Source organism: Streptomyces kebangsaanensis, assembly GCF_001906585.1.
Classification (GTDB): Bacteria; Actinomycetota; Actinomycetes; order Streptomycetales; family Streptomycetaceae; genus Streptomyces; species Streptomyces kebangsaanensis.
Window position 1 is genome coordinate 54,160 of the sequence record NZ_JUJA01000133.1, and the last position, 11,494, is coordinate 65,653.

Sequence of the window (11,494 nt, forward strand, 5' to 3'; positions counted from 1 at the left end):
AAGCCGATACTTCCTGCCGACCAGCATCCTCCACCTTCCCTTCGCCCTCGATCCGCACGCCCCTACCTCAGTAACGACACCTCTCGCACCAGGACACGGGTACGAGCCGAGAACGTACGCCCGAGAGCCTCATTCATCGAAGGAGCGTCTAGATTGGCCGCATGGTCAATCTGACGCGCATCTACACCAGGACCGGGGACAAGGGCACCACCGCCCTCGGGGACATGAGCCGGGTCGCCAAGACGGATCTGCGGATCTCGGCGTACGCCGACGCCAACGAGGCGAACGCGGTGATCGGTACGGCGATCGCGCTGGGCGGGCTCGACGCGGAGATCGTCAAGGTCCTCACCCGCGTGCAGAACGACCTGTTCGACGTGGGGGCGGACCTGTCCACGCCGGTGGTGGAGAACCCGGAGTTCCCGCCGCTGCGGGTGGAGCAGTTCTACGTCGACCGCCTGGAGGCGGACTGCGACCGCTTCAACGCCGAGCTGGGCAAGCTCCGCTCCTTCATCCTCCCCGGCGGCACCCCGGGCGCGGCCCTGCTCCACCAGGCGTGCACGGTGGTCCGCCGCGCCGAGCGGTCCACCTGGGCCGCCCTGGAGGTGCACGGCGAGACGATGAACCCCCTGACGGCCACCTACCTCAACCGCCTGTCGGACCTGCTGTTCATCCTGGCCCGCACGGCGAACAAGGAGAACGGGGACGTCCTGTGGGTGCCCGGCGGAGAGCGCTGAGCACAGCTTCCCCTGCTTCCCACCCCATGATCCCGACGAGTGCGACGCAGGGGCCGGCCCAGGCCCCTTGAGACGGACCTGACGTCACAACGGACGTGGCATGCCGTCTTGCCGGTGGAGGCGGGGAAGGTTCGCCGGGTCGGCGGTGGCGCACCAGCGTCGCCGTACGCACCGGTTCCACGACCAGGGCGGGGTCCGGCTCCGGGGGCCCGTCCGCCGGACGGGCCCCCGGTCCGTAGCTACATCCATGGCCTCGCCCGGTGACGTCTGCGCAATTCGGCCAGTCGTTCGCGTGCTGCCTCGCTCTTGGGTGTCGGAGGCGTCGCGTGGGAAGGAAGCGGAAGCGCAGGCGGTGCGACCATGGCCAACTCTGCCGATACCTGCCTGAAAGCTGTCTCCATGTCAGTGCAGGCAAGACAGGCGAGAGCGCCTGGGGTGCGACCTTTGAAGCGCGACGCTTCAAGGCGGAACGACGCCCGGATCCGGCCTCTCCGTACGGCGACGCTGGTGCGCCCGTACCGGTCACCGAATTCGATCTCGATCGTGAGCTCACCCCGCTCTGCGCCGGACCACCAGGTGCGCCAGTCGGGGTCGGCATGGACTGATTCGGCTACGGCACAAGCTGCATCGAAATATGGTGCGGGGATGTGACCGTCTCCGTGTAGTACGAGGTTGAGCCAGAGCGCGGGCAGTGCGGCTTGTACGTTGCCGATGGCCTTCGGCCGCCGCTCCTGCTGCAGTTTCTGCCCTTCCTGATCCCTCAGCCCGCGCACCCGCACAGGCTCGGTCACAACACCTCCAACGTTCGGAACGGACGGCACCGTCCATCCAACCGTTCCCACCGCCAACCCGGCGGACCCTCGCGGTCACAGCACTGGAGCACGGGTGCGAGTTCCGTGCCGGGATCCATGACCGGGGCAGTGAGCAGAACCCGCGGCGCATGCGTGAGCATGCCCCCGTCACCGTCCGGTCAGCGTACGGCCCTCTGTCGAGCGGGCCGCCTCTGCCGGAGCCTTCTTGGGGAAGAGCAGGTACGTCAGGGCGATCAGGCCGTGGATCGCGGTGATGCGGAGCATCGTCCACTGCCAGGACCTGAGGGGGGCGGTGGCGGACGGCGTGCCGACGTACCAGATCGCCGTCTGGAGCAGGGCGAGGGCGACGGTCGCGGCGAGCAGGGTGCGCAGCCAGAGGCCGGTCTCGTGGCGGGCTCGGGGCAGGCCGTACTTGGGCGGCTTCGGCGGGGGCGGGGCGCCGGCCAGGCGGTGGGCGGCGTGGGCGTCGAGCCGGCGGACGGTGTAGTGGCCGTAGCCGACGGTGAAGCCGATGTAGAGGGCGGCCAGGCCGTGCTCCCAGCCGGGCCGCGCGCCGTTCTTCAGGTCGATGGCGGTGGCCGTGAACAGGACCAGCTCCAGCAGCGGCTCGCACAGCAGCAGGGCCGCACCGGTGCGGCGCCACTTCAGGAGGTAGCGGGCGGTCAGGCCCAGCGCCAGCAGCACCCAGAAGCCGACCTCGCAGGCGACGATCAGCGCGACGATCACGGTTGCTCCTCTCGGTTCCCTCTCCAGGGTTCCGGGGGATCGCATCCGGTGCGTCGTCGGTGATGACGAACCGGGACTGCATCCTTCGATGTACTCGCGGTCCGTCCCGGGGGACCACGCGACGGACCGCCGGGCCGTGTTGGATGGAGGCATGGCCGTACGACTCCCCCGCCCGCACCGTGACGACGTGCGGATCGCGGTGGGCGGACTGCTCGGCGGGGTGCTGCTGTGGGCCATCGGTCTGGGGCCCCGCGAGACCACGGACAGCCTGGTGCTGTGGCCGCAGCGCTGGGCCGTCCTGGTGCCGCTCGCGGTGACGGCGGGCTGCGAGCTGCTGCGCCGCATCCGGCCCGGGGCGGCCCTGCTGATCGGCACGGCCGCGCTGGCCGCGGACACGATGACGCGGGGCAGCGTGGTCACGGTCGTGATGTTCACGGACCTCGTGTACGCGGCCGTCCTGTACGGCTCTCCCGCCTCCGCCCGCCGCCTGCCCTGGGTGACCGGGCTGCTCACCGTGATCGGCGGCGTGGTGCCCGCCGCGCTCTGGCGCACTCCCCAGGGCCTGCTGATCGGCGTGGGCGTCGGCGTGGTGGCGCTCGCGCCCGCGAGCACCGGCTGGGTCGTGCGCAACCACCGCGAGGCCGCCGAGGCCGCCCGGCTGCGCGCCGAACAGACCGCGCTGCTCGCCGAGACGGACCGCGCCCAGGCCGTCGCCGCCGAACGTTCCCGCATGGCACGGGAGTTGCACGACCTGGTCGCCAACCACCTGTCCGCGATCGCCATCCACTCCACGGCCGCGCTGTCCCTCGACGACCAGGAGACCTCCCGGCAGGCGCTCGCCGTGATCCGGGAGAACAGTGTCGAGGGGCTGGCGGAGATGAGGCGGCTGATCGGCCTTCTGCGGGACAGCGGCGGCGGGGGCGCCCCGGCCGCCGCGCCGACCCTGGACGGGCTTCGGGCGCTGGTCGAGGGCGCTCGCGACAACGGGCTCGACGTCACGCTCGACGCCCGTCACGGCGAGGTCCCCGCGCCGGTGGAGCTGGCGGCGTACCGGATCGTGCAGGAGTCGCTGACCAACGCCCTCAAGCACGCGGCGCCGGGCCGGGTCACCGTCACGCTGGTCCAGCGCGACGGCGTGCTCGACGTGCGGGTGGCCAGTCCGTACGGTCACCGGGACGGGCCGCGCGCGCCCGGCTCCGGGGCCGGACTGGTCGGGATGCGGGAGCGGGCCGCGCTGCTGGGCGGCACGTTCCGGGCGCGTCCCGAGGGCGCCGTCTGGACCGTACGGGCCACGCTGCCCCTGACCGGAAACGGACCCGGAAACGGACCCGGAGCCGAAGGAGGTTCCCCATGATCCGCGTTCTCGTCGCCGAGGACCAGTCCGCCGTCCGCTCCGGGCTGGTGCTGATCCTGCGCAGCGCGCCCGATGTCGAGGTGGTGGGCGAGGCGACGGACGGCGAGCAGGCGGTGGCGCTGGCCCGTGAGCTGCGACCGGACCTGGTGCTGATGGACGTCCAGATGCCGCGGCTGGACGGGGTGTCGGCGACCCGGCAGGTGGTCGCGGAGGGGCTCGCGGACGTGCTCGTGCTGACCACCTTCGACCTCGACGAGTACGTCTTCGGGGCGTTGCGCGCCGGAGCCGCCGGGTTCCTGCTCAAGAACGCGGAGGCCCGGGAGCTGGTGGAGGCGGTACGGACGGTGGCGCGCGGGGAGGGGATCGTCGCCCCGGCCGTGACGCGGCGCCTGATCGCCGAGTTCGCCGCCGGGCCGGTACGGGAGGCGAAGACGGCGCCGGCCGCGCTGGACACGCTCACCCGTCGGGAGCGCGAGGTGCTGTCATGCCTGGGCCAGGGTCTGTCCAACGCCGGGATCGCCGACCGGCTGGACCTGGCGGAGGGCACCGTGAAGACGCACGTCAGTCGGCTGCTGGGCAAGCTGGGGCTGCGCAGTCGGGTGCAAGCCGCTGTGCTGGCGCAGGAGTTGGGAATCTAGTACGCCATTGAACCGCAGTGGTCCAGACCTCTTGACCTCTGGTCCAGACCTTTCTACGCTCACAGCACCGTGGGGCGTGAAGGCTCAGTCATGCCCCTGCCAATCATCCCCGACAAGGAGGCGTGGTATGCGCTTCAGACACAGAGCCGCGGCCGGATTCGCGACCCTGTTGCTGCCCCTGGCCGGACTGGTCGGTCTCGCGAGCCCCGCCCAGGCGGCGACATCCGCCACCGCCACCTACGCCAAGACCCAGGACTGGGGCTCCGGGTTCGAGGGCAAGTGGACGGTGACCAACTCCGGTACCACGACGATCTCCTCGTGGACGATCGAGTGGGACTTCCCCTCCGGTACGTCCGTCACCTCCGCCTGGGACGCGGACGTCACGTCCTCCGGCACGCACTGGACCGCCAGGAACAAGTCCTACAACGGCACCCTCGCCCCGGGCGCCTCCGTCTCCTTCGGCTTCAACGGCGCCGGCTCCGGCTCGCCGGGCAACTGCAAGCTCAACGGCGGCAGCTGCGACGGCGGCGGCACGGTCCCCGGCGACAACCCGCCCTCCGCGCCGGGCACCCCGACCGCCTCGAACATCACCGACACCTCGGTGAAGCTCACCTGGAGCGCGGCCACCGACGACAAGGGCGTCAAGAACTACGACGTGCTGCGCGACGGCAGGACGGTCGCGACGGTGACGACGGCCTCGTACACCGACACCGGTCTGACCGCCGGCACCGACTACTCCTACAGCGTCCAGGCCCGGGACACGGCGGGCCAGACCGGCCCGGTCAGCGGCTCGGTCGCCGTCCGCACCACCGGCGGCGGCACCAACCCCCCGCCCACCGGTGACAAGATCAAGCTCGGCTACTTCACCGAGTGGGGCATCTACGGCCGCAACTACAACGTCAAGAACATCGTGACCTCCGGCTCCGCGTCGAAGATCACGCACATCAACTACGCCTTCGGCAACGTCACCGGCGGCAAGTGCGCGATCGGCGACTCCTACGCCGACTACGACAAGGCGTTCACCGCCGACCAGTCCGTCAGCGGCGTCGCCGACACCTGGGACCAGCCGCTGCGCGGCAACTTCAACCAGCTGCGCCAGCTGAAGGCCAAGTACCCGCACATCAAGGTGCTGTGGTCCTTCGGCGGCTGGACCTGGTCCGGCGGCTTCGCGGACGCGGCCAAGAACCCGACGGCCTTCGCCCAGTCCTGCTACGACCTGGTGTACGACCCGCGCTGGGCCGGCGTGTTCGACGGCATCGACATCGACTGGGAGTACCCCAACGCCTGCGGTCTGACCTGTGACACCAGCGGGGCGGCGGCCATCAAGAACGTGGCGTCCGCGCTGCGCGCCAAGTTCGGCAGCAAGGCCCTGGTCACCGCGGCCGTCTCCGCCGACGGCACCTCCGGCGGCAAGGTCGACGCCGCCGACTACGGCGGGGCCGCCCAGTACCTCGACTGGTACAACGTGATGACGTACGACTTCTTCGGCGCCTGGGACGCGCAGGGCCCCACCGCCCCGCACTCCCCGCTGACCTCGTACAGCGGCATCCCGAAGGCCGGTTACACCACGGCCGACGCGATCGCCAAGTACAAGGCGAAGGGCGTCCCCGCGAGCAAGCTGCTCGTCGGCATCGGCTTCTACGGCCGCGGCTGGACCGGCGTCACCCAGGCCACCCCGGGCGGCACGGCCACGGGCCCGGCGGCGGGTACGTACGAGCAGGGCATCGAGGACTACAAGGTCCTCAAGAGCACCTGCCCGGCCACCGGCACCATCGCCGGCACGGCCTACGCCAAGTGCGGCAGCAACTGGTGGTCCTACGACACCCCGGCCACCGTCGGCACCAAGATGTCCTGGGCGAAGACCCAGGGCCTGGGCGGCGCCTTCTTCTGGGAGTTCAGCGGCGACACCGGCAACGGTGAGCTGGTGAGCGCCATCAACAGCGGCCTGTCGTAACAGCGGCCCGCGTTCGTGGAAACACCGAGCCCCCCGGACCTCGTCCGGGGGGCTTTCCCCTCACTTACGCCACGTTCACCCTCCCCCATCCAGCGGGCCCCGAACGCCGCTCTACGCGACGTTCACCCGCTGTCCCGGCGGCGCCGCCTCCAGCCAGGCCAGGAAGCCGGTCAGGGCGTCCTCGCTCATGGCGAGCTCCAGGCGGGTGCCGCGGTGCAGACAGGTGAGGACGACCGCGTCGGAGAGCAGGGCGAGCTCCTCCTCGCCCTCGGGGAGACGGCGGCCGGCCACCTCGATGGCCTCGCGCTCCAGGGCGCGGCGCGGGCGGGGCGCGTAGGAGAAGACGCGGAACCACTCGACGCGGTCGCCGTTGTAGCGGGCGACGCCGTAGCTCCAGCCCTTGCCGCTGGTGTCGGGTTTCTCCGGTACGTCCCAGCGCAGGCTGCAGTCGAAGGTGCCGCCGGAGCGCTGGATCAGCCTGCGCCGCAGACCGAAGACGAACAGTCCCACCACCACGAGCAGGATCACCAGCCCGCACACAGTCAGAGCGAGGACCATCGACACCGACCTCCTCGTCTCCTAGGTAATGGAACGGAAAAAACACCCGCATTCACCTCAGCCGCGGCCGCGGCTGAGGGACGTCATCGCACGGCTGGCTGGGTTCAGCTCGCCGTCGCAGCGCGCAGTCGGACTTCCGCGCGGCGCTCGGCGTGGGCGTCGCCCTCCGCCTTCGCGCGTTCCAGCTCCCGCTGGACGTGCTGGACGTCGATCTCCTCCGAGAGTTCGGCGATCTCCGCCAGCAGCGACAGCTTGTTGTCCGCGAAGGAGATGAAACCGCCGTGCACCGCGGCGATGACGGTCCCACCTTCACTCGTACGGATGGTCACCGGGCCCGACTCCAGCACACCGAGCAGCGGCTGGTGACCGGGCATGACGCCGATGTCGCCGGACGTGGTGCGCGCGACGACCAGGGTGGCCTCGCCGGACCAGACCTGGCGGTCGGCGGCGACCAGCTCGACGTGCAGCTCAGCAGCCAAGGGTGGCTCCTCGGGTCACCACCCGGCGGGGGTGCCGGGTGTTGGGGTCAATTCTAAGGGGCGTGGACGAGGGGGCGGGACCGCACCCGCCCCCTCGGACGAGCTCGACGCTCAGGAGACGCCCAGCTCCTTCGCGTTCTTCTTCAGGTCCTCGAGACCACCGCACATGAAGAAGGCCTGCTCGGGGAAGTGGTCGAACTCGCCGTCACAGATCGCGTTGAACGCGGTGATCGACTCGTCCAGCGGCACGTCCGAGCCGTCCACACCGGTGAACTGCTTGGCCACGTGGGTGTTCTGGGACAGGAAGCGCTCCACGCGACGGGCACGGTGGACGACGAGCTTGTCCTCCTCGCCGAGCTCGTCGATGCCGAGGATCGCGATGATGTCCTGGAGGTCCTTGTACTTCTGCAGGATGTTCTTCACGCGCATGGCCGCGTTGTAGTGGTCCTGCGCGATGTAGCGCGGGTCCAGGATCCGGGACGTGGAGTCCAGCGGGTCCACGGCCGGGTAGATGCCCTTCTCCGAGATCGGACGGGACAGAACCGTCGTCGCGTCGAGGTGGGCGAAGGTGGTGGCCGGGGCCGGGTCGGTCAGGTCGTCCGCGGGGACGTAGATCGCCTGCATCGAGGTGATCGAGTGACCGCGGGTCGAGGTGATGCGCTCCTGGAGCAGACCCATCTCGTCGGCCAGGTTCGGCTGGTAACCCACCGCGGACGGCATGCGGCCGAGCAGCGTGGAGACCTCGGAACCGGCCTGGGTGAAGCGGAAGATGTTGTCGATGAAGAACAGCACGTCCTGCTTCTGGACGTCGCGGAAGTACTCGGCCATGGTCAGGCCGGCCAGCGCGACGCGCAGACGGGTGCCCGGGGGCTCGTCCATCTGACCGAAGACGAGCGCGGTCTTGTCGATGACGCCCGACTCGCTCATCTCGTCGATGAGGTCGTTGCCCTCACGGGTGCGCTCACCGACACCGGCGAACACCGACACACCGTCGTGGTTGTTGGCGACGCGGTAGATCATCTCCTGGATGAGCACCGTCTTGCCGACGCCGGCACCGCCGAACAGACCGATCTTGCCGCCCTTGACGTACGGGGTCAGCAGGTCGATGACCTTGACGCCGGTCTCGAACATCTCGGTCTTCGACTCGAGCTCGTCGAAGTTCGGCGCCTTGCGGTGGATCGGCCAGCGCTCGCCCGTGTACTCGGCGTCGACGTTCAGCACCTCACCGAGGGTGTTGAACACCTTGCCCTTGGTGAAGTCGCCGACCGGGACGGAGATGGCCGAGCCCGTGTCCGTCACCGGGGACTGGCGGACCAGGCCGTCGGTGGGCTGCATGGAGATGGTGCGGACCAGGCCGTCACCCAGGTGCTGGGCGACCTCCAGGGTCAGCGTCTTCTTCTCGCCCGCGTTCGCCGGGTCGGCGACCTCGACGTGAAGGGCGTTGTTGATCTCCGGCATCGCGTCGACGGGGAACTCCACGTCGACGACCGGGCCGATGACCCGCGCGACGCGGCCCGCCGCCGTGGCCGTCTCAACAGTGGTGGTCATTACTTGTCACTCCCCGCGGTCGCGTCGGCCAGGGCACTCGCGCCACCGACGATCTCGCTGATTTCCTGGGTGATTTCGGCCTGGCGGGCCGCGTTGGCAAGACGGGCGAGGTTGTCGATCAGCTCACCCGCGTTGTCGGTGGCCGACTTCATCGCGCGCCGCGTGGCGGCGTGCTTGGAAGCGGCCGACTGGAGCAGCGCGTTGTAGATACGGCTTTCCACGTAGCGCGGCAGCAGGGCGTCGAGGACGTCCTCCGCCGAGGGCTCGAAGTCGTACAGCGGAAGGATCTCGTCCTTCTTCGCCGTCTCCTCCGCGACCTCCTCGAGGCGCAGCGGCAGCAGCCGGGAGCCGGTCGCCGTCTGCGTCATCATCGAGACGAACTCCGTGTAGACGATGTGGAGTTCGTCCACGCCGCCGTCCGCGGTGTCCTTCTGGATGGCCTCGATCAGAGGGGCCGCCACCGTCTTGGCGTCCGCGTACGAGGGCTCGTCGGTGAAGCCGGTCCACGACTCCGCGACCTTGCGCTCACGGAAGTTGTAGTGGGCGACACCGCGCCGGCCGACGATGTAGGCGTCGACCTGCTTGCCCTCGCCCTCGAGGCGCGCGGTCAGCTGCTCCGCCGCCTTGATGGCGTTGGAGTTGAAGGCGCCGGCCAGGCCGCGGTCGCTCGTGAGGAGCAGTACCGCGGCGCGGGTCGGGTTCTCCGCCTCCGTGGTCAGCGGGTGCTTGGTGGTGGACCCGGTGCCGACCGCCGTGACCGCGCGGGTCAGTTCCTGCGCGTACGGCGTGGAGGCCGACACCTTGCGCATCGCCTTGACGACGCGCGAGGCGGCGATCATCTCCATCGCCTTGGTGATCTTCTTGGTCGCGGTGACGGATCGGATGCGACGCTTGTAGACCCGGAGCTGGGCTCCCATGAGTCAGGTCCCTTCCTTACGTCACTTGGCGGCAGCGGCCGGGGTGTCCTCGCCGAGCAGCTTGCCGTCGCTCGTCTCGAACTGCTTCTTGAACTCGGCGACGGCGTCGTCGATCGCCTGGATGGTGTCGTCCGACATCTTGGCGCCCTCCTTGATGGAGGTCATCAGGCCCTGCTCCTTGCGGTGCAGGTACTCGAGGAGCTCCTTCTCGAAGCGGCGGATGTCGACGACCGGCACGTCGTCCATACGGCCGTTGGTGCCGGCCCACACGGAGACGACCTGGTCCTCGGTGGCCATCGGCTGGTACTGGTCCTGCTTCAGCAGCTCGACCATGCGCTGACCGCGCTCCAGCTGGGCCTTGGAGGCCGCGTCCAGGTCGGAACCGAAGGCGGCGAACGCCTCCAGCTCACGGAACTGGGCGAGGTCCACACGGAGGCGGCCGGAGACCTGGCGCATCGCCTTGTGCTGCGCGGAACCACCGACTCGGGAGACGGAGATACCGACGTTCAGCGCGGGGCGCTGACCGGCGTTGAACAGGTCCGACTCCAGGAAGCACTGGCCGTCGGTGATGGAGATGACGTTGGTCGGGATGAACGCCGAGACGTCGTTGGCCTTGGTCTCGACGATCGGCAGACCGGTCATCGAACCGGCGCCCATGTCGTCGGACAGCTTGGCGCAGCGCTCCAGCAGCCGGGAGTGCAGGTAGAAGACGTCGCCCGGGTAGGCCTCGCGGCCCGGCGGACGGCGCAGCAGCAGCGACACGGCGCGGTAGGCGTCGGCCTGCTTGGACAGGTCGTCGAAGACGATCAGGACGTGCTTGCCCTGGTACATCCAGTGCTGGCCGATGGCGGACCCGGTGTAGGGCGCCAGGTACTTGAAGCCGGCCGGGTCGGACGCCGGGGCGGCGACGATGGTCGTGTACTCCAGCGCGCCGTTCTCCTCCAGCGCGCGGCGGACCGACGCGATGGTGGAGCCCTTCTGGCCGATGGCGACGTAGATGCAGCGGACCTGCTTCTTCGGGTCGCCGGTGCGCCAGTTGTCGCGCTGGTTGATGATCGTGTCGACGGCGAGGGCGGTCTTGCCGGTACCGCGGTCGCCGATGATCAGCTGACGCTGACCGCGGCCGATCGGGGTCATGGCGTCGACGGCCTTGTAGCCGGTCTCCATCGGCTCGTGCACCGACTTGCGCTGCATGACCGTGGGGGCCTGCAGTTCGAGGGCGCGGCGGCCCTCGGTCTCGATCTCGCCGAGGCCGTCGATCGGGTTGCCGAGGGGGTCCACCACGCGGCCGAGGTAGCCCTCGCCCACGGCGACGGACAGGACCTCACCGGTGCGCTGCACCGGCTGGCCCTCCTCGATGCCGCTGAACTCACCGAGGACGATGGCACCGATCTCGCGCTCCTCGAGGTTGAGGGCGAGGCCGAGGGTGCCGTCCTCGAACTTCAGCAGCTCGTTGGCCATGGCCGAGGGCAGACCCTCGACCTTCGCGATGCCGTCGCCGGCAAGGGTGACCGTACCGACCTCCTCGCGCGAGGCCGCGTCCGGCTTGTACGACTGGACGAAGTTCTCCAGCGCGTCCCGGATCTCCTCCGGCCGGATCGTGAGCTCCGCCATCTGGGTTCCCTGCTCTCCTTGTTGGGCCCGAAGTTTCACTTGGGGGGGTGTTCCACGAGTTCGGGACTCCCCCCAATAAGAGGTGAATCCTCTGCACGGCCCAACCAGGGCCGTCGTGTACGTCTTGTGTTGAGTTGCTGCTAGCTCGCCATGCGGCGGG

At 69.7% G+C, this 11,494-nt stretch carries 10 protein-coding genes; 4 read left to right on the forward strand and 6 right to left on the reverse strand.

The window, feature by feature from the left end:
- The first annotated feature begins 161 nt into the window (after window positions 1-161).
- Complete coding sequence (locus RH94_RS19155; RefSeq protein ID WP_073948764.1) at window positions 162-734, forward strand: cob(I)yrinic acid a,c-diamide adenosyltransferase; 573 nt, start codon at window positions 162-164, stop codon at window positions 732-734.
- Between the two features lie 959 nt (window positions 735-1,693).
- Here the strand turns inward: RH94_RS19155 and RH94_RS19160 are convergent.
- Window positions 1,694-2,272 carry a hypothetical protein gene (locus RH94_RS19160; RefSeq protein ID WP_073948765.1) on the reverse strand — a complete coding sequence of 193 codons (579 nt, stop codon included), beginning with the start codon at window positions 2,270-2,272 and terminating at the stop codon, window positions 1,694-1,696.
- 151 nt (window positions 2,273-2,423) lie between these two features.
- Here RH94_RS19160 and RH94_RS19165 point away from each other — a divergent pair, with 151 nt between their 5' ends.
- The 3 genes from RH94_RS19165 to RH94_RS19175 all read left to right on the forward strand — a co-directional run bounded on the left by RH94_RS19165 (window position 2,424) and on the right by RH94_RS19175 (window position 6,218).
- Window positions 2,424-3,626 (forward strand): sensor histidine kinase, encoded by a 1,203-nt coding sequence (locus RH94_RS19165; RefSeq protein ID WP_073948766.1) that lies wholly within the window; start codon window positions 2,424-2,426, stop codon window positions 3,624-3,626.
- Window positions 3,623-4,264: a response regulator gene (locus RH94_RS19170; RefSeq protein WP_073948767.1), complete on the forward strand. Its 642-nt coding sequence runs from the start codon at window positions 3,623-3,625 to the stop codon at window positions 4,262-4,264. Before RH94_RS19165 ends, RH94_RS19170 begins: the two co-directional genes overlap by 4 nt.
- 127 nt (window positions 4,265-4,391) lie before the next feature.
- The gene (locus tag RH94_RS19175; protein ID WP_073948768.1) at window positions 4,392-6,218 is read left to right on the forward strand and encodes a glycoside hydrolase family 18 chitinase; all 1,827 of its coding nucleotides are present in this window, start codon (window positions 4,392-4,394) and stop codon (window positions 6,216-6,218) included.
- Window positions 6,219-6,329: 111 nt separating this feature from the next.
- Here RH94_RS19175 and RH94_RS19180 read toward each other — a convergent pair whose 3' ends face one another.
- From RH94_RS19180 to atpA, 5 genes are all read right to left on the reverse strand, one after another.
- On the reverse strand, window positions 6,330-6,776 hold the full coding sequence (locus RH94_RS19180) for a DUF2550 domain-containing protein (protein ID WP_073948769.1): 447 nt from the start codon (window positions 6,774-6,776) through the stop codon (window positions 6,330-6,332).
- A gap of 104 nt (window positions 6,777-6,880) precedes the next feature.
- Window positions 6,881-7,255 carry a F0F1 ATP synthase subunit epsilon gene (locus RH94_RS19185; protein ID WP_073948770.1) on the reverse strand — a complete coding sequence of 125 codons (375 nt, stop codon included), beginning with the start codon at window positions 7,253-7,255 and terminating at the stop codon, window positions 6,881-6,883.
- Window positions 7,256-7,366: 111 nt separating this feature from the next.
- A complete protein-coding gene (atpD, locus tag RH94_RS19190) occupies window positions 7,367-8,803 on the reverse strand; it encodes a F0F1 ATP synthase subunit beta (RefSeq protein WP_073948771.1) in 1,437 nt (478 codons plus the stop codon).
- Entirely contained in the window at window positions 8,803-9,720 is a 918-nt protein-coding gene (locus RH94_RS19195; RefSeq protein ID WP_073948772.1) for a F0F1 ATP synthase subunit gamma, read from the reverse strand. The genes atpD and RH94_RS19195 overlap by 1 nt, the downstream gene beginning before the upstream one ends.
- Before the next feature lie 21 nt (window positions 9,721-9,741).
- A complete protein-coding gene (gene atpA / locus RH94_RS19200) occupies window positions 9,742-11,334 on the reverse strand; it encodes a F0F1 ATP synthase subunit alpha (RefSeq protein ID WP_073948773.1) in 1,593 nt (530 codons plus the stop codon).
- Between the last annotated feature and the right edge of the window lie 160 nt (window positions 11,335-11,494).